This is a genomic window from Bacillus sp. RC252, from assembly GCF_044909215.1.
Classification (GTDB): domain Bacteria; phylum Bacillota; class Bacilli; order Bacillales; family Bacillaceae_G; genus Bacillus_A; species Bacillus_A mycoides.
This window is the reverse complement of record NZ_JBIYDV010000005.1, coordinates 250,995-268,524: the sequence shown is the minus strand read 5'-3', so window position 1 is coordinate 268,524 and position 17,530 is coordinate 250,995. Positions and strand designations below refer to the sequence as shown.

Sequence of the window (17,530 nt, the reverse complement as noted above, 5' to 3'; positions counted from 1 at the left end):
GTCGTAACGATATGTTACGGCTGTTTTTTTGGAAAAGGGGGAAGAACGATGAAGAGAGTGGTAAAAGAGTTCTTTTTGCAACATGATATTGTTATTATGTATAGTATTTTATTAATTTTTATCATTATTTTAAAAATGCAATTTTTCACATGGATTGGTATGTTAGCGTGTATGTTTGGGATTGTTTTTTATACGTTTAACGAATATATGACACACCGTTTTTTATTCCATCTAAAGCCGCCTAAAAACGCATTTTTATTAAAAATGTTAAGAAGATTACATTATGATCATCACGTATATCCAGATGATTTAAAGCTTTTATTTTTGCCTGTATGGTTTAGTATACCTAGCTTTACTATATATTTACTTATAACGTATGGTATTACAAAAAGTGTTACTGTTACACTTTCATTCGGAATCGGAATGATTATCATGCTCCTCGTTTATGAATGGAAACATTATATTGCACATAAACCGATTCGTCCCTTCACTAAGTTTGGAAGATGGCTAAAAAAACAGCATATATTACACCATTATAAAAATGAAAAGTTTTGGTTTGGTGTTTCAAATCCAGTATTCGATTTTATATTTGGAACGCTTAAAGATGGAAAAGAAGTTGAATTAAGCGAAACAGCCCGTAATTTAGAAAAAGAGAAAAAGACAGAAGTGGTGCGATAAGCACTACTTTTTTTATCCCGATTGGTGTGGATTGAAGTACTCGAATTTTATGGTGAAAAAGTATATTAAAAACTTAGGGGAAAATGCCGAAAAATGTCTATCGAAAAATCTTTGCAGGAATGTACGGATTGTCTAAAATGAAAATAAGTTTCTGAATATTTATAAAATTTAGTTTTTAGGTATGCAAGGGGGAAGTGCATTTCAAGTAAGAGAGGGGACCAGAGAATGAAACGAGATGATACGTCAGCACGTAAGTTAAAAAATGAGGTGAATTATACAGAAGTTGTTCAGTCTGAAGAGTTTCAATTGTTATTAAATACGAAAAAGAAGTTTATCATTCCGATGAGTATTTTCTTTTTAAGTTTTTTTATAGCACTACCTATTTTAACATCCTATTCAAAGGTGCTTAATACACCGGCGTTTGGTGATGTGACATGGGCATGGGTATTTGCTTTTGCGCAATTTATTATGACATGGTCATTATGTATGATTTACAGCAAGAAAGCCGAATCCTTTGATCAAATTTCGCAAAAAATTCTGCAAGATATGCAAAAAGGGAGGGGCTGAATTTGAATACTACTGCGTTTGCACTATTTTTAATTATTGTCCTTGGTACGCTCGTTATCACGTATTTCGCATCGAAAAAAACGAAAAATGCGAGTGAATTTTATACGGCTGGAGGGGGATTAACTGGCTGGCAAAATGGTCTGGCTATTGCTGGGGATTACATGTCTGCTGCGTCATTTCTTGGTATAGCCGGAGCGATAGCGTTAACTGGGTTTGATGGGTTCTTTTATAGTATCGGCTTTTTAGTTGCTTATTTAGTTGTTCTATATCTTGTCGCAGAACCGCTTAGAAATTTAGGGAAGTACACGTTAGCGGATATGATTGCGGCACGTTTTGATGCGAAAAAAGTTCGTGGTATAGCAGCGCTTAATACGATGACGATTTCAATTTTTTATATGATTGCACAATTAGTTGGTGCGGGTGCACTTATTAAACTATTATTAGGTATTGAATATACGACATCTGTATTAATCGTAGGTACACTTATGACTGTGTATGTTATTTTCGGAGGAATGACAGCTACGAGCTGGGTTCAAATTGTAAAGGCTGTACTACTTATGGCAGGGACATTTATTATTTCTGTTATCGTTTTCTCCAAATTTAATTTCAGTGTGACTGAAATGTTCGCTCACATGAAAACAGCTACTCCATTAAAAGATTCGTTTTTAAATCCAGGAGTAAAGTATAAGGATGGTCTTGATACACTTTCTTTAAATTTAGGACTAGTCCTTGGTACAGCGGGATTACCACATATTCTTGTCCGCTTTTTTACAGTACGTGATGCAAAAACTGCACGTCAATCTGTTGTATATGCGACGTGGTTAATTGGCGCGTTTTATATTATGACAATTTTCTTAGGGTTTGGAGCAGCAGCGTTTGTAGGAAATGAGGCGATTATTAAAGCAAACCCTGCTGGTAATATGGCAGCACCTTTATTAGCAAAAGCATTAGGCGGAGATTTCTTATTTGCTTTCGTATCAGCAATTGCTTTTGCAACTATTTTAGCTGTAGTAGCAGGGCTTGTGTTAACAGCAGCATCAGCATTCGCGCATGATTTTTATAATGAGATTATTCGTAAAGGAAAATCAACGGAAAAAGAGCAAGTGTCAATGGCGCGTTATGCGTCTATTGGGGTGGCGATAGTATCTATTATACTTGCTTTATTTGCTCAAACATTAAACGTAGCATTTTTAGTATCACTAGCATTTGCAGTTGCAGCGAGTGCAAACTTACCGGTTATATTATTTACAATCTATTGGAAGCGTTTTAATACAACAGGAGCAATTTCTGGTATGATTGTTGGTCTTGTATCAGCGATTGTTCTCGTAGCGTTAAGTCCAAACGTTTGGAACCCAGTAGCTGGAAAAGCTATATTTGTTGGGGAAGCGATTTTCCCATATACGACACCTGGAATTATTTCAATTCCGCTTGGATTCCTTGCAGCATATTTAGGGACAGTTTTATCTAGTAAGAAAGAAGATGCAGCGAAATTTGATGAAATTCTTGTGAAATCTAATACTGGTCATGGTATTAGCGATGCGTCTTCACATTAAAAAAGAGGGGCTTTTCGATATATAAGAAAAGCTCCTTTTTCTTTTGTCATTTTATTGTAAATAATACTGCTTTGTAAGTAGGATTTGTCTTAATTTTGTGGAATGAAAATAGGCAGGGAGAAATTTAACTCATCATGGTACCAGCGCAGCTTTGTGAAAAATAAGTTGTTATGGAAGGTGGAAGAAATGATGAAGACAAAACAAACCGATGAATTATTAGCAAAAGATGAGCAATATGTGTGGCACGGAATGCGTCCCTTTAGCCCGAGTAGTACAATGGTAGGGGCGAAAGCAGAAGGGTGCTGGGTTGAAGATATACAGGGGAAAAGATATTTAGACGGTATGAGTGGCCTTTGGTGTGTAAATAGTGGGTATGGAAGAAAAGAGCTCGCAGAGGCAGCTTATAAGCAATTGCAAACATTATCGTACTTTCCGATGTCACAATCACATGAACCAGCAATTAAGCTCGCTGAAAAGTTAAACGAGTGGCTTGGAGGAGAGTATGTTATATTCTTCTCTAATAGTGGTTCGGAAGCGAACGAAACAGCTTTTAAAATAGCAAGGCAATACTATGCTCAAAAAGGTGAACCGCATCGTTATAAATTTATGTCACGTTATCGTGGTTATCACGGAAACACAATGGCAACGATGGCGGCAACTGGCCAAGCACAGCGTAGATACCAATATGAGCCATTTGCTTCAGGTTTTTTACACGTAACGCCTCCAGATTGTTACCGCATGCCAGAAATGGAATCGCAAAATATTTATGATGTAGAATGTGTAAAAGAAGTAGATCGCGTTATGACATGGGAATTAAGTGAAACGATTGCAGCTTTTATTATGGAACCAATTATTACGGGCGGAGGCATTTTAATGCCGCCAAAAGACTATATGAAAGCTGTTCATGAAACGTGTCAAAAACACGGTGCACTACTCATTAGCGATGAAGTGATTTGCGGTTTCGGACGTACAGGAAAAGCATTTGGATTTATGAATTATGACGTTAAGCCTGATATTATCACGATGGCAAAAGGGATTACGAGTGCTTATTTACCGTTATCAGCGACAGCTGTGAAAAAAGAAATATATGAAGCGTTTAAAGGGAAGGGAGAATATGAATTCTTCCGTCATATTAATACATTTGGTGGAAATCCAGCGGCTTGTGCATTAGCACTTAAAAACTTAGAGATTATGGAAAATGAAAATTTAATTGAGCGCTCTGCACAAATGGGTTCACTTTTATTAAATCAATTAAAAGAAGAAATTGGGGCACATCCGCTTGTTGGAAATATTAGAGGGAAAGGGCTATTAGTTGGAATCGAACTAGTAAATGATAAAGCGACGAAAGAACCAATTGATAATGACAAAATTGCAAGTGTTGTAAATGCTTGTAAAGAAAAAGGGCTCATTATCGGACGCAACGGTATGACAACAGCAGGGTATAATAACGTATTAACATTAGCACCGCCGCTCGTTATTTCAGGTGAAGAAATTGCTTTTATTGTCGGAACGTTGAAGACAGCGATGGAACGTATTTAATAAATAGAACGAGAGGAGCGAGCTGTAATATAAGGCTCGCTTTTGTTTATTAGGAGGAGCTTTTAATGGAGAAATATGATCCTAACAAACATTATCACATCGGATATTATGAAGATGGTTATGATTTAGAAGTGACAGCGTACAAAAGAATAAATGAGGCAGTTTGGGATGCATATATTCCAGAATATGAAGCAGGGAGTCTTTATGAGAAAGTAAGTGAAATGAAGCTAGGTGAATATATAGATGATTACGGCATTAAAGTCTATTCATTTCGTGATGATATCGATGATGAAGAAGCACGCTCCATTTTTGAAAAATGGTTAAAAATGAATGGAATTGTTTAAAGAGAAAATGAAAAAGGAGATTGCTATCTTTTAAGATAGCAATCTCCTTTTATTATAGTAAACTTATTTACTTGCTTTCATTGCTTTATCTTTTGCACCAAAAGTGTATTTTAACATTGGTGGTGTAATCATCGTTGTTAAAATAACTACGATAACGATTGCTGTAAAGTAATCTTGTGCTAATAGGCCAGAAGAAAGTCCTGTTCCTGCGATGATAAGTGCAACTTCACCACGAGAAACCATACCAGCACCGATAATTGCAGAAGACTTTGCATCAAATCCAGTGATTCGTGCACCGAATCCACAACCGATTAGTTTTGTGAATACAGCGATAACTGTTAATGCTAAGATGAACCAAATTTGATCGCCAATACCGTCAAATGTAATATTCATACCGATACTAACAAAGAATACTGGAACGAACATAGCGTAAGCAATTGGTTCTACTTTCTTTTCTACTTCATGTTTGTAGTTCGTTTGAGAAATAGCGATACCAGCTGCGAAAGCACCGATAATACCAGCAATTCCTAATAGTTCGCCGAAGTATGCGAATGAGAAACAGATGATAAGCGCAGCACTAACGATAGACTCAGATACGCGAAGTGGTGATAACCAACGCATGATTGCTGGAACACCTTTCCAGCCAATTAAAATGATAGAAGCAAAGAATACTACTTTCTTCAAGATAATCATTGTTAAGTTAACGTCATCTGTGCCTAAGAAGCTCATTGCAAATGCTAATAAAATAACAACAAGAATGTCATCAAATACAGCGGCTCCAAGCATCGTCGTACTTTCACGTGTTTTCATTTTACCTAAATCACGAAGTGTTTGAACGGAAATACTAACACTTGTTGCACATAGAAGTAATCCTAAAAAGACAGCATTCCCTTGTTCCATACCGACAACAAGACCGGCAACGTAACCACCTACGAATGGAAGAACGATACCTCCAAGTGCAACAGCTAAAGAAGAATTACGATTTGCGTTTAATTCTTCTAAATCTGTTTCAAGTCCTGCCATAAACATTAAAAGAATAACTCCGACATTACTTAATTGTGTTAGAAGCTCTGAATTTTCAATCCATCCGAATATAGCTGGACCGATAACGATACCAACGATTAATTTACCGAGTACAGAAGGTTGACCTAATCTAACACTAAGGTCACCAGCGAGCTTTGTACTTAATAAAATAAGTGCAATCTGAAAGAAAAATTCGAATTCCATTTGATCCTCTCCTCATCATTTTTTATTTTTATCATACGATTTCTCGGAATTTGCCTAATGATAATATGTAAAGATCCATTAAACAAAGGGTCTATTTACGAGTTCTTTTGAACTTGTAATTTGAACCTGTAATTAATATATAATAAAATTTATTAAAAATCAATGAAAAAATAGCAGATTTTCATGAGAGGATTCGTTTTAGAAACGGGGGATATAGATATATAATAGGAAGTAATAAAGTTTACATATAATGAATGGAGAAAGAAAAATGTTATTAAATCAACGTTTTACAATTGGGGAAATGGCGAAAATGCATAATATAGCGGAATCTACATTACGTTATTATGATGAAAAAGGGATTTTTCATCCGTCAATTGTTGACCCTCAAACCAATTATCGTTATTACACAATTGATCAGTTTTCACTATTAGATACGATTAAATTTTTACGCCAATTGAACATCCCGTTAAAGGAAATAAAGAAATATATTGATGAACGAAATCCATCTTATGCGCTGAATTTACTTGAAAAACAACAAGAAATGATGCTGAAAAAACAAAGAGAAATCGAGTATGCTTTGGCAAAAATGGAACATAAAATCCATTTAATGAAGAAAGCGACGAAATCTGAAGCAAATCAAATTATTTATAAAAAGATACCGAAACGAAAAATTACAGCAATTGCAGTTGCACCAAATACAACGGATGATATGTTTGAATATTATATCCATTCGTTGCAAAAAAATATGAAGCAAATTGATAATAGTTTATTTTCAGGTGATATCGGTGTAACAGTTTCAAAAAAAGCATTAATGCAAAATGAGTTTCAAGCATATAACAGTGTGTTTATTTTATTGGATTACATGCCTTTTGAAGCGCATACTTCAGATGAAATAAAAGAAGGGATATTTGCCTGTTCTTATCACCATGGACCATATGAAGAAACAGACGCAACGTATACGGAATTATTAAAGCACATTGATAACGAAGGATATGAAGTGTGCGGAGATGCACTGGAACTTGCATTAATTGATTGGTCCGTAACAGAAAATCCGAAGGAGCAAGTAACGGAAATTCAAATACCTGTTGTTAAAAAATAGGTTTATATATTTTTCGATTCTCTATTGACCTTCAAGTAACTTGAAGGTTTAAACTGTGAACAGAGCATTGAAAAAGGAGCATTTATATGATGGAAACAACAGAAAAATTAAGAGAAAAACCAATTAAAAGTTTATTTATTACGTATTTAATACCAGCTGTTCTTGGGATGGTATTAATGTCGGTTAATATTGTGATTGATGCAGTCATGATTAGTAGAGGAGTTGGAGCGAACGGTTTAGCCGGAGTAAACGTAGCTATTCCAGCATTTTCAATTTTCTTCTCTATTTCATTATGGATTGGAATGGGCGGAGCAACGCTATATTCCATTGCACTAGGTGAAAATAAACTGGAAAGAGCAAGGTCTATCTTTACTCAATCTATGACAGTAGCAGTTGTTATCGTTGGCGTTTTAGCAGCTATTTGCTTATGGAGAATAGAAGATTTAGCATATTTATTTGGTGCGAATGAAGTGATTTTACCATACGCATTAGACTATTTACAGGTGTTATTAACATTTGGAATGATATACGTTTTAGAAAATATTTTAAGTACATTTATACGAAATGACGGAAATCCTAATTTAGCAATGGCAGGTCTTGTTGTAACGGCTGTATTAAATATAGTGTTCGACTATATTTTTATTTTCATCTTTGGATGGGGTGTAACTGGTGCTGCTTCAGCGACTATTCTTTCGGCAGCAATTGGTTTCCTTGTATTATTAACTCACTTCTTTAGAAAAAATAGTGTTTTAAAGTGGACGAAATTCCATTTTGAATGGGATACGGTTAAACAAATTATGGTGATCGGTTTCCCAAGCTTTACAGCAGAAAGTACAGTTGCAATCGTAACGATCGGTTTTAATATTGCGTTCGTTCAATATGCAGGAGAACTAGGTGTAGCTTCTTATGCGATGGTGAATAGTATTCATGCAATGACATTGCTATTATTCTTCGGTGTTGGTGCAGCGTTACAACCAATCGCTAGTTTCCATTACGGTGCAAATTTATCAGAAAGATTACGTGAAGGATTGCAGTTCGCTGTAAAAATTGCGGTAGTACTCGGAGGTATTGCAATTGTCATCGGTTTATTCTTCGGGAAATATATTATTGGTTTATTTGATGTTCAATCGCCAGAACTACTGGAGTTAACGTTAACAGGTATTAGTTTATTCTTTATTCAATATGTATTTTTAGGCTATAACATTGTATACGGAGAATACTTCCAATCAGTGCGACAAACGAAAAAATCAGTACTTATAATAATGAGCCGAGGTTTACTATTTGTTATCCCATTGTTATGGATTATGCCAAAAGTATTTGGTATAACTGGAATTTGGCTCGTTATGCCAGTAGCGGAAGTATTGACAGCAATTATCGTATTTACGATGAATCGCATGAAACATCCTGTTCCGTTAAACATGGCGAGAGAGAAGGAAGCAATATAGTGAAGAAAATCCCCTTGAACAAGTCAAGGGGATTTTTTTATTCTTTTAAACTAATCGCAAAAGATCCATCTGTCTCCTGAACAGAAGCGAAAGCCACATTTTTAATATTTGTAACGCCTTTCTCCATTAACTCTGCATGTAACCACTTTTCATTTTTATGGATTAATTTTAAGTTATCGTATTGAATTTGTGAATCAACGATAAGAGCAATTGGTAAGCCTGCATACTTAACATCTATATTCATATCTTTTGGAGTCAGAGGCACAAGTTCTCTTTTTGGTAAAATACTAATAGCTCCATTCGCTTCTAATATCGCATACTCAATTTCATGAACACTTGGATATCCTGCGACGCGAAGATTAGAAAGCAATTCAGGGATCGGATATCTACTTTTTTGTAAGTTCTCAAAAATAATATCACCATGTTTAATTAAAATAATGGGGTGTCCGAGAATAAAACGATTTAGTTTGTTGAGTAGGCTTAATTTTGTAAGAAGCAAATGCAAACATGTAATAACGACCATACCGAGAAATGCTTGTAAAGCACCAGCGACTGGTATGGCTTGAAAAGCTAAATAGGATAAAAAGATAATAGCCCCAAAATCATGAGGAGTTAGTTGTGCTAATGCAGATTTACCAAGTAGCTTAAGTGATAGTAAAAATAAGATAAAAAAGAATGATACGTTACATAAAAAGAGAAGCAATAGGGACACTCCTTCGTGCGAAGTTGTACTTACTATTCCCGAAATTAATAGAAATATTACCTTTTGGAGGATAAATTAGGGTTAATTGGAATTTGTCTGTATACAAACGAATAAATGGATATTATGATGAAGGAAGTAAAGGAAATAGGGGTATATGGATATGAGAAAGAAGAAAATAATCAAGTATATTTTAGTTGTTATAATGATTTGCGCCGTATATGCGGGTTTTTTACAATATAACATTTATAAGCATGGGCATATGAATGCAATTGATGATGCGGATTATATAATTGTACTAGGATCGAAAGTAAATGGAACAAAACCTTCTTATTCATTGCAATATCGTATTGATAAAGCAGCTGAGTATTTAAAATTACATGATAAAACAATTGCTATTGTATCTGGAGGCCAAGGAAAAGGTGAAGATATTACAGAAGCATTAGCGATGAAACAAGGATTAATGAAACAAAATATTGCAGAAGACCGCATTATAATGGAAGATAAGTCGACGAGCACAGATGAAAATATTAAATTCTCAAAACCGTTAATTCCAGCCAATATGAAAAAAGGTATGATCGTAACAAACGATTTCCATATGTTTAGAGCGAAAAAAATAGCTGCAAAACAAGGTTTGCAATTAGAAGGGCTTCCGGCCAAAACACCGAAGCCAATTATCATTCCATCGAATGTACGAGAATATTTAGCGATTACGCAATATTGGTTTATGAATCGAATATAGTGAAAGTAATCCCGCCCGAAATTTGAGGCGGGATTTATTTCGAGGGAAATCTTACAAAAATGTCATGTTCATGAAAGGTAAAGCGATAGTTTCTGGAAAGGTTTCCTGACATAATGAAGGTAACAAAAAACTTTAGAGGTGAATCGGATGAAAGGAAATAATATTTTATCTTCGTTATGTTACTTTAGTATCTTTTTTGCACCATTTTTACTACCAATTATCGTGTACTTCGTTGCGGAAGATGAAGTGAAATACCACGCAAAAAAAGCATTTTGGTCACATGTTTTCCCATACGCAATTTTATTTGGAGGATTAGCAGTGTCGGGCGTATACGGTTTAAGCTTCAATCAATCTGATGGTGCTGGAATTGGAATGATGATCACATATGCAGTGTTCATTCTTGTAGGGATTTATTACTTCATTTGGAATATCGTAAAAGGTATTAAAGTGTTGAAAGCAGCTTAACAAGCATTGCATAACAGCATATAAATTCGTCGTTATTTGCCAAAACGTCGATATAATTTCATATACCGTATTAATAAACATTAAAAAAGAGCAATTCGAAAAGAATTGCTCTTTTTGTGCTTATAAGTTGTGAATAATGAAAAAGATATGGTAATTTTTCATTATGAAGAGAAAAAAGGAGTGATTTTCATGAATGAGATGATACATAAAATGGAGAAACACGTTTCAGTTCGTAAATATAAAGAAGAACCAATTTCAAAAGAGATAGTAGAAAGAATGGTGCAAGCTGCACAACATGCGGCTTCCTCACATTTTGTACAGGCGTATTCTCTTATATATGTAACAGATCAAGAACTCAAGGGTAAACTAGCTGAGTTATCCGGGAATCGTCACGTGAAAGACTGCGCAGCATTCTTTGTTTGTTGTGCAGACTTAAAGCGACTTGAAATGGCATGTGAAAAACATGGAACAGAGATTAAACATGAGGGAGTAGAGGACTTTATTGTAGCAACAGTAGATGCCTCATTATTTGCACAAAACTTAGCACTTGCAGCTGAATCTTTAGGATACGGTATTTGTTATATTGGCGGAATTCGTAATAACCCGAAAGAAGTGAGTGAATTGCTTCATTTACCGGATAAAGTATATCCGGTATTCGGAATGACAGTCGGAGTACCAGATGAAGAGCATGGAGTAAAACCACGATTACCGGTAGCAGCAATTCTTCATGAAAATGGATACGATGAAAAGAAATATGATGAATTATTAAACGAATATGATGAAACGATGAGTGCGTATTACAAGGAAAGATCGTCAAATCAAAAAAACGTAACATGGACAGAATCAATGAGTTCATTTATGTCCAAAGAGAAAAGAATGCATATGAAAGAGTTTTTAAATGAAAAAGGATTAAATAAGAAATAAGTAAAAAGGCAAACCTGTAATGCGGGTTTGTCTTTTTTGGAGGAGAAATGTGATTGTTTTCGAATAGTTATAGAGGAGGCGATAACATGAAGAAAGCTTTAATCTTTTTATTTGATGGATTTGCAGAATTTGAAGTGAATGTAGCGAGTTTATTTTTGATAAGTAAGGAATTCGAAATAATAACGGCAACAGTAGACGGAAAAACAGTTACAGGAGAGGGTGGTTTTTTGTGTCAACCACATGTCTCTATCGAGCATATTGAAGTAGCGGACTATGAAGTTTTTATCGTACCGGGAGGACATATTTTTGAGCATTTAGAAAATGAAAAGTTGTTATCTATCGTGAACGAATTACATAAGGAAAATAAATGGATAGCGGGTATTTGTGCAGGGACATCTTTACTACATGCAGCAGGAGTGCTTAATAAGAAGAAATTCTCAACATCATTAACATCAGATGAAAAACAATTAGCGCATTTACATGAATGGGAATATAAACAAAATAAAGATGTAACCGTTGATGGAAAAATCATAACAGCGGTAGGGTCTGCGTACGTTGAATTTGCCGCTGAAATAATGAAGCAGCTCAATTTATTTAACGAAGCTGAAGCGAAGGAGAACTTGCAATACTTTAAAAATGTAACAGAGCTTTGTGATAAAACGTTAGTTTAAGTGAATAGTTTGATTGTTAATACCTAAGTTCAGAATGTAGATACTACTTTCTGAACTTAGGTATTTTATTTGTTATCATATACATAGAAATAAAAATTAATAAATTTTTACAAAAGTGATAGAAAATGAGAATGAAATGCCAATAGTAAGTAAAAGCAGCTGCTAAAGGGGAACTGAGGAAGGAAGATGTTTATGATTTTCGATTCTGAAGAGGATTTAATTATAGCTATGAAAAAACGCGATCAAGATGCTTTGAAAGAAGTAATTGATCAATATGGAAAATTAATTTTGTACATTATTCATAAATCATTAAGTACCCCTATTGAAAAACAATATGTAGATGATTGTTATAATGATGTATTTACTGTCATTTGGTTTAATATCGAACAATTTGATATAGAAAAGGGAAACTTAAAATCTTGGATGATTGGTATTACTAAATTAAAGGCATTGGAATATAAAAAGAAAGTATATAAAGAGAATAAAATCGATAAAGACGTAGAAATAGATACAAGTATCCATGATAGGTATGAAATAGAACAAGAAGAAGAGATTATGGAACTCGTACAAGATTTAAATACAAAGGATCGGTATATCTTTTTAAAGAGGTATATTGATGGGTATTCCATTGACGATATTGCGAAAGAATTAAAAGTAACGGCTGACTATATATACAATCGAATTTCTCGTGGAAAGAAAAAACTTCAAAAACTGTGGAAAGGGAGTGTGTAATATGGATAAAAGATTATTATCGATGTTAAATGAGCTCCAATATTCAGAAGAAGAAATTACACGTTTAGAGAAAGAAGCGAATGATTCTATAAATATAGATAAGTATTATGTGAGAAATGGTGAACTGCTAAAAAAATTAACTTTACAAATGTTAGAAGAATCAATTCGCGAAGAGTTACAAAAAAATGAAGAAATTGAGGATGAACTGTTAGTAGAAGAGGGATGCATGGTAAATACAAAAGTAATACCGAATATTTATACTGTAGGTGCAACTTTTTACTATTATATCGTTTTAACAAATAAAAGGTTGCTGATGAAAGGATTAGATTGTTATTTTAAAAAGGTAAATGAATACAGTATGTTAATAGAAGATATTCAAGCAATTTCACAACATAAAAAAATGAAAAACGTATACGGGATTAAATATAATAAAAAATATATACAATTTGGAAGTATAGAGCACGAACAAGAACTAGCTATGATTATTATGAAATTAAAACAGCATGGAGTAAAAGAAGAGAAATATAAAGATTTTGAGAAAGGCTGGATGATTTATTTCAATGTTCTTGTCATAGTAACATCCGGTCTTTTATTTTTAAAATATTTAATGTAAAAAGCGGCATAATAGCCGCTTTTTATGGTTTAGTTAGTATTCTATTGATGATCTTGTAGCTTTAAAATATTCTTCTCATGAAAGAATCATCAGTGGGACTACTAATTGTAAACTGACAATAAAGTTATTTAATTTAAAAACTTAAAACACGTATAACCCCGTTCCGATTTTAAGACGGGGTTAAAATAAATTTGTTTAATTTTTGATGTGAAATACTCCACTGCACTTAAAAATACACCAAACCAATAAATTCGTTTAGATCTATGTGTTATTGCACACTCTAAAGCACCTTCTAATTTAAAAAACTTATTTATAACAAATTCAAACTTTCAATGAGAAGATAAATGCCTGTACAACTCAAAAGGGTATATGTAAAAAATTTAAAAATCCGTTGATTAAGCCATTTGAAAATAATTTGACCTATATACAAACCTAGAAATACGATTGGAATAGCATAAAAACTTGATTCCCAAATTGTTTTGTTTGTGCCAGTAAAGAGTATTTGAGTTACTAGACTAATGAAATATATAAACAGATAAAAAGCCAAAGTAGTTGCTCTCAACTTCTCTTTTTTCGTATCAGTTCCTGTAAAGTAAAGTAACAGGGGTGGTCCTGGCATACCGATACTTGTCGTTAAAAGACCGGATAATCCACCCACTAAGAAATCTCTAGATTTTGTTGATTTAATCTTAAAGTTGCATATTAGCATCAACGTTAATAGTAAGAGCAGGATGCTAATTGCTAATTTAAATGTGTTGATGTTAATGGAAATGAAAATTAAAATACCAAAAGGAACACCAACTATACTTCCGAAAATTAATCTTTTCAGTAGAATAAAATCAATGTCCATTCTTATTTTCCAAATGAGTGATATGGAAATAATTAATGATAAAATGATATTTATTTGTATAGCTTCTTGTGGTAGAAATAGCATGAGTAAGAAAGGTGTTGCCATAATAGAAAAGCCAAAACCTGTACTTGTTTGTAAAATAGAAGCTACTAATATAATACATATGAAAATGAATATAATCTCCAAAATAGCCCCCCTATATAATCAGATCCAATAAATATTTTAACATAAAGTGAAATTTTAATCAGTGGGGGTTTTGTTCATCCCCCACTGATTATTAGCCCACACCAATTGGGATCTTACTGCCCGGCAAATAGCCGCTTTTTATGTTGCGGTTAATATTCCAAAGATGATCCTGTAGCTTTAAAATATTTTTCTCGTGAAGGCGTCATTACCCGGATTGCTAATAAACAGGAAAGGAAAAGAATGAGTAATGAACTACTGATTACAGTAATTTGAACGGAAAGAAATTGTGCGGATGCTCCAATTGCTAAAATGAAAAAGATTTGGATGAAATTTTTTATTGAATCAAACACGCTATCGATACGTCCTATCATATGTACAGGGATGTTATTTTGATAAAATGTTATAAAGCCAGTACCAGCAAATGATGAAGAAATGCCAAGTAAAATGAAACCGCTCGCTGCGACTATAAATGAATTTGAAAAGGCAAAAATCACATAACCTATTGCTGTGAAAATCATACCTAATCCGATACAATGTTGAATTGCTAATCGTTTGGCAAAGAGAGAGACGAGAAATGAACCGCAAACGTAAGCAGCACCAGTTATACTAACAAGCATGCTATATTCTATATCGGATAAAAACAGTACTTGATTTGTGAAAACAACTTCTTGTGAATCGAGTGCCATAGAAACAAGCATAGTGGATTGAAATAAAACGAATATGAGAATAATGTAAGTTTCCGTTCGAGCGAATGAAAAAACTTGTTTCCAATCACTTCGTAATGTTTGTACGAAAGTATTTGCAACCTCTTCGTTTTGCTTTGTTTGTAATGTAATGTTTGGCAAGAAGTAAATGAGAATTGTAGAAAGTAGAAATGAAAGTGAATTGCAGTAAATAACAAAGTCTGCCGAGTAAGTAGTGAGAAGTATTCCAGAAAGAGCTGGACCGATAATAAAAGCCCCGTTTGTACATAAGCTATTCCAAGCGTTGAATTGAGCGCGCTCTTCAGCTCGTATGAGCATTGTTTTATAAGTGAATGAAGCTGGATCGAAAAATGATGTAGCAATGCGAGTCAAAAAGATAAAAATATAAATGGCCCAAATAGAATCAAATAGTGGAATACAGCCGATGAGAACTGCTCGAATAATATCTGCGATGAGCATAATTGACCGTTTATTTAATCGATCTACAATACTACCAGACCATATTTTTGTAACAACGGTGGCAATTGGACCTACAATCCATAATCCTGCTACAGCAGCAGGGGAGTTTGTGCTATTTAACACCATTAAGTTTAGAGCGATGAGATACATAAAATCACCTAAACGAGAAATTCCTGTTCCCGACAATAATAATAATTTATTTTTCATAAACAATTGGACCTTTCTTTCATTGTTTTTTAATCCGGCAGGAAATAGCGTATTCTTCTTCTGAGGCTGATTGACGAGCGGTTTTGCTTTCCCAGCGTAATAAAACTTGTGAGAGCTCCCAAGTGAGTTGTTGTAATTCCTCTGGAGTTAAAAATAAATGAGATACAATATGGCTCCCTGTATTTGTTCCTTCCGTTCCTGCTTCTTCAATATAGAAGTGAGCAGATTTTGCTTTATAGTACTTTTCAATAATCCCTCGTTTTTCCTTTGTATCTACTAATTCAAGTAAGCCTCCGTCAAATAAAATTTGGATGTGATAGTGAACGCTACCAGCAGATTTATTTAGTTTAGTAGATACTTGTTTTGCAGTGAGTGTTTCGTCTTTTAAAAGGTGAAGAATTTGAATGCGAGTTGCATTGGAAATTAGCTTTTGTTGTTCTGCTGAAATGGTAAGTCGATCCTCAAACATTATTTTAGCCCCTTTCTTATAATCTAAATTTATTGTACATTCTAAAAAAATAGAACGTAAGAGAAATAAATCGCCTTTTTCTTGTGAATTTCGACAAAAATAAAAATGGCATGTACATATACATGCCATTAAGTGATAGTAGATTCTTCACTAAGTTCCCCGCCATAAAACAAGAAAAGCCATATAAAACTAACAAAAATACAGCATATAGCTAACAAGCTACCAATTACTTGAGGAGAAAGGATTTCTAAAAGCCATCCTGTAATAAACATAGATAACTAAATAAGAGATCCGTAAATGGAATAATGGAATGAAAAGACTTTACCCATCATATTTTCCTTCGTGTAAGTTTGAAGCAATGTCGTATCAAGTGGAACGATGATTCCTCCTGCTATGCGCATACAAAATAGAGTAATGATACCGATAATAAGTTGATCGGATAGAATGAATCCGAGAAAGAAAATTCCTTGTAGTAAATAGGCCAAGCCAAATGATCTTTTCATGTTGTCTTCATTTTTAGACATATAAAGATTAACGAGGAGACTGCCAATCATAAGTCCAGCCCCTTGAACCGCATATAAAATACCAATGTTAGTGTGGAAGATTCTTTCGGCATAGATTGTTAGAAGTAACTGATAGGCACCTCCGATAATGCCCCATGAAATACCGACAAGAATTAATGTTAAAATAATTTTGCTTTGTAATATGTATGTATAACCATCTTTTATATCAGTGAAAAACGCTTTTTTCTTGCTAAAAGTGTCACGAGAAGGGATCTTTATTTTATAAATAATATAGGCTGAAATAAAGTATGATAGGCTATTAATAAAAAAGGCAATCTCGATACTTAAAGATTGTGCAATGAGCCCACCTAAAGAAGCTCCCATAATAGACATAAAACCATTGATTGTACTAGAAAGAGAGTTAGCGGTTACGAAATGCTTTTGATGTACGATATTTTTTAGAGTTGATTGCTTAGCAGGCTCGAATAAGCAAGAGAGTACTGATAAGCATATGTTAGAAACTAAAATAATTTCAATTTTGTAGAATGCTAATAAATAAGTGAGGACGATAATTCCTCGTAAACTATCGGTAAAAATCATAATTTTCTTTTTTGAAAAACGGTCTACAATTCCGCCTATGAATGGGCTCAGAAGAAGTTGAGGTAACCCTTTGCTCATAAAGGTGAGTGCTAACATAAATGAAGATTCTGTTATGCTATAGACGAGTGTTAATAAAGCGACAGTATGAAACCAATCCCCAAGTACACTTAATGTTTGACCATAAAATAGTTTTTTAAAGTTTTTATTTGTTCTAAGAAGTGTGGAATAAGAAACTGATTGCACTGACATAAAA

18 protein-coding genes and 1 pseudogene are annotated in these 17,530 nt (G+C 34.0%); 13 read left to right on the top strand and 6 right to left on the bottom strand.

The features are described 5' to 3' along the window. Positions 1-48 precede the first annotated feature (48 nt). The 5 genes from ABH960_RS09755 (at position 49) to ABH960_RS09735 (ending at position 4,681) form a co-directional block, all read left to right on the top strand. Positions 49-678, top strand: coding sequence for a sterol desaturase family protein (locus ABH960_RS09755; RefSeq protein WP_219301847.1), 630 nt, complete (start codon positions 49-51; stop codon positions 676-678). Positions 679-903: 225 nt separating this feature from the next. Next, positions 904-1,245, top strand: a complete 342-nt coding sequence (locus ABH960_RS09750; protein WP_404444730.1) for a DUF485 domain-containing protein — start codon at positions 904-906, stop codon at positions 1,243-1,245. 2 nt (positions 1,246-1,247) lie between these two features. Next, positions 1,248-2,798 carry a solute symporter family protein gene (locus tag ABH960_RS09745; protein ID WP_113937089.1) on the top strand — a complete coding sequence of 517 codons (1,551 nt, stop codon included), beginning with the start codon at positions 1,248-1,250 and terminating at the stop codon, positions 2,796-2,798. A 189-nt stretch (positions 2,799-2,987) separates the two neighbouring features. Next, on the top strand, positions 2,988-4,337 hold the full coding sequence (locus ABH960_RS09740) for an aspartate aminotransferase family protein (RefSeq protein ID WP_404444727.1): 1,350 nt from the start codon (positions 2,988-2,990) through the stop codon (positions 4,335-4,337). 65 nt (positions 4,338-4,402) lie between these two features. After that, on the top strand, positions 4,403-4,681 hold the full coding sequence (locus tag ABH960_RS09735) for a DUF3986 family protein (protein WP_404444724.1): 279 nt from the start codon (positions 4,403-4,405) through the stop codon (positions 4,679-4,681). A 63-nt stretch (positions 4,682-4,744) separates the two neighbouring features. Here the strand turns inward: ABH960_RS09735 and ABH960_RS09730 are convergent, their stop codons facing one another. Beyond that, complete coding sequence (locus tag ABH960_RS09730; protein WP_002011888.1) at positions 4,745-5,908, bottom strand: cation:proton antiporter; 1,164 nt, start codon at positions 5,906-5,908, stop codon at positions 4,745-4,747. Positions 5,909-6,176: 268 nt separating this feature from the next. Here ABH960_RS09730 and ABH960_RS09725 point away from each other — a divergent pair, with 268 nt between their 5' ends. Continuing rightward, the gene (locus tag ABH960_RS09725) at positions 6,177-7,007 is read left to right on the top strand and encodes a MerR family transcriptional regulator (protein ID WP_002086530.1); all 831 of its coding nucleotides are present in this window, start codon (positions 6,177-6,179) and stop codon (positions 7,005-7,007) included. 89 nt (positions 7,008-7,096) lie between these two features. Then, positions 7,097-8,452, top strand: coding sequence for an MATE family efflux transporter (locus ABH960_RS09720; protein ID WP_219303702.1), 1,356 nt, complete (start codon positions 7,097-7,099; stop codon positions 8,450-8,452). Positions 8,453-8,489: 37 nt separating this feature from the next. Here the strand turns inward: ABH960_RS09720 and ABH960_RS09715 are convergent, their stop codons facing one another. Then, positions 8,490-9,155: a DUF421 domain-containing protein gene (locus ABH960_RS09715; RefSeq protein WP_219301895.1), complete on the bottom strand. Its 666-nt coding sequence runs from the start codon at positions 9,153-9,155 to the stop codon at positions 8,490-8,492. Between the two features lie 160 nt (positions 9,156-9,315). On the opposite strand from ABH960_RS09715, the gene ABH960_RS09710 reads away from it, so the two are divergent. The 6 genes from ABH960_RS09710 (at position 9,316) to ABH960_RS09685 (ending at position 13,299) form a co-directional block, all read left to right on the top strand. Then, complete coding sequence (locus tag ABH960_RS09710) at positions 9,316-9,894, top strand: YdcF family protein (protein ID WP_033708135.1); 579 nt, start codon at positions 9,316-9,318, stop codon at positions 9,892-9,894. 147 nt (positions 9,895-10,041) lie between these two features. Then, on the top strand, positions 10,042-10,359 hold the full coding sequence (locus ABH960_RS09705) for a magnetosome magnetite crystal formation protein family (protein WP_002064599.1): 318 nt from the start codon (positions 10,042-10,044) through the stop codon (positions 10,357-10,359). 189 nt (positions 10,360-10,548) lie between these two features. After that, positions 10,549-11,283, top strand: a complete 735-nt coding sequence (gene nfsA, locus ABH960_RS09700) for an oxygen-insensitive NADPH nitroreductase (protein ID WP_063217923.1) — start codon at positions 10,549-10,551, stop codon at positions 11,281-11,283. Positions 11,284-11,369: 86 nt separating this feature from the next. Beyond that, positions 11,370-11,954 (top strand): type 1 glutamine amidotransferase family protein, encoded by a 585-nt coding sequence (locus tag ABH960_RS09695; protein WP_404444717.1) that lies wholly within the window; start codon positions 11,370-11,372, stop codon positions 11,952-11,954. Between the two features lie 186 nt (positions 11,955-12,140). Continuing rightward, entirely contained in the window at positions 12,141-12,686 is a 546-nt protein-coding gene (locus tag ABH960_RS09690; protein ID WP_404444714.1) for a sigma-70 family RNA polymerase sigma factor, read from the top strand. Between the two features lies 1 nt (position 12,687). Beyond that, positions 12,688-13,299 (top strand): flagellar motor switch protein FliG, encoded by a 612-nt coding sequence (locus tag ABH960_RS09685; protein ID WP_404444711.1) that lies wholly within the window; start codon positions 12,688-12,690, stop codon positions 13,297-13,299. 310 nt (positions 13,300-13,609) lie between these two features. Here the strand turns inward: ABH960_RS09685 and ABH960_RS09680 are convergent, their stop codons facing one another. From ABH960_RS09680 to ABH960_RS09665, 4 genes and pseudogenes are all read right to left on the bottom strand, one after another. Further along, on the bottom strand, positions 13,610-14,335 hold the full coding sequence (locus tag ABH960_RS09680) for a sulfite exporter TauE/SafE family protein (protein WP_404444708.1): 726 nt from the start codon (positions 14,333-14,335) through the stop codon (positions 13,610-13,612). A gap of 149 nt (positions 14,336-14,484) precedes the next feature. Further along, positions 14,485-15,705, bottom strand: coding sequence for an MFS transporter (locus tag ABH960_RS09675; RefSeq protein WP_000791669.1), 1,221 nt, complete (start codon positions 15,703-15,705; stop codon positions 14,485-14,487). A gap of 19 nt (positions 15,706-15,724) precedes the next feature. Further along, on the bottom strand, positions 15,725-16,174 hold the full coding sequence (locus ABH960_RS09670; RefSeq protein ID WP_113938438.1) for an ArsR/SmtB family transcription factor: 450 nt from the start codon (positions 16,172-16,174) through the stop codon (positions 15,725-15,727). Positions 16,175-16,302: 128 nt separating this feature from the next. Next, a pseudogene (locus ABH960_RS09665) lies at positions 16,303-17,526 on the bottom strand (MFS transporter). Positions 17,527-17,530: the final 4 nt, after the last annotated feature.

Bases quoted from the DNA above. Each gene is read 5' to 3' on its own strand.
- ABH960_RS09755 (WP_219301847.1), top strand. From the start codon at position 49: ATGAAGAGAGTGGTAAAAGAGTTCTTTTTGCAACATGATATTGTTATT.
- nfsA (WP_063217923.1), top strand. From the start codon at position 10,549: ATGAATGAGATGATACATAAAATGGAGAAACACGTTTCAGTTCGTAAA.
- ABH960_RS09670 (WP_113938438.1), bottom strand. From the start codon at position 16,174: ATGTTTGAGGATCGACTTACCATTTCAGCAGAACAACAAAAGCTAATT.
- ABH960_RS09695 (WP_404444717.1), top strand. From the start codon at position 11,370: ATGAAGAAAGCTTTAATCTTTTTATTTGATGGATTTGCAGAATTTGAA.
- ABH960_RS09675 (WP_000791669.1), bottom strand. From the start codon at position 15,705: ATGAAAAATAAATTATTATTATTGTCGGGAACAGGAATTTCTCGTTTA.
- ABH960_RS09725 (WP_002086530.1), top strand. From the start codon at position 6,177: ATGTTATTAAATCAACGTTTTACAATTGGGGAAATGGCGAAAATGCAT.
- ABH960_RS09750 (WP_404444730.1), top strand. From the start codon at position 904: ATGAAACGAGATGATACGTCAGCACGTAAGTTAAAAAATGAGGTGAAT.
- ABH960_RS09685 (WP_404444711.1), top strand. From the start codon at position 12,688: ATGGATAAAAGATTATTATCGATGTTAAATGAGCTCCAATATTCAGAA.
- ABH960_RS09735 (WP_404444724.1), top strand. From the start codon at position 4,403: ATGGAGAAATATGATCCTAACAAACATTATCACATCGGATATTATGAA.
- ABH960_RS09730 (WP_002011888.1), bottom strand. From the start codon at position 5,908: ATGGAATTCGAATTTTTCTTTCAGATTGCACTTATTTTATTAAGTACA.
- ABH960_RS09705 (WP_002064599.1), top strand. From the start codon at position 10,042: ATGAAAGGAAATAATATTTTATCTTCGTTATGTTACTTTAGTATCTTT.
- ABH960_RS09710 (WP_033708135.1), top strand. From the start codon at position 9,316: ATGAGAAAGAAGAAAATAATCAAGTATATTTTAGTTGTTATAATGATT.
- ABH960_RS09740 (WP_404444727.1), top strand. From the start codon at position 2,988: ATGAAGACAAAACAAACCGATGAATTATTAGCAAAAGATGAGCAATAT.
- ABH960_RS09690 (WP_404444714.1), top strand. From the start codon at position 12,141: ATGTTTATGATTTTCGATTCTGAAGAGGATTTAATTATAGCTATGAAA.
- ABH960_RS09720 (WP_219303702.1), top strand. From the start codon at position 7,097: ATGGAAACAACAGAAAAATTAAGAGAAAAACCAATTAAAAGTTTATTT.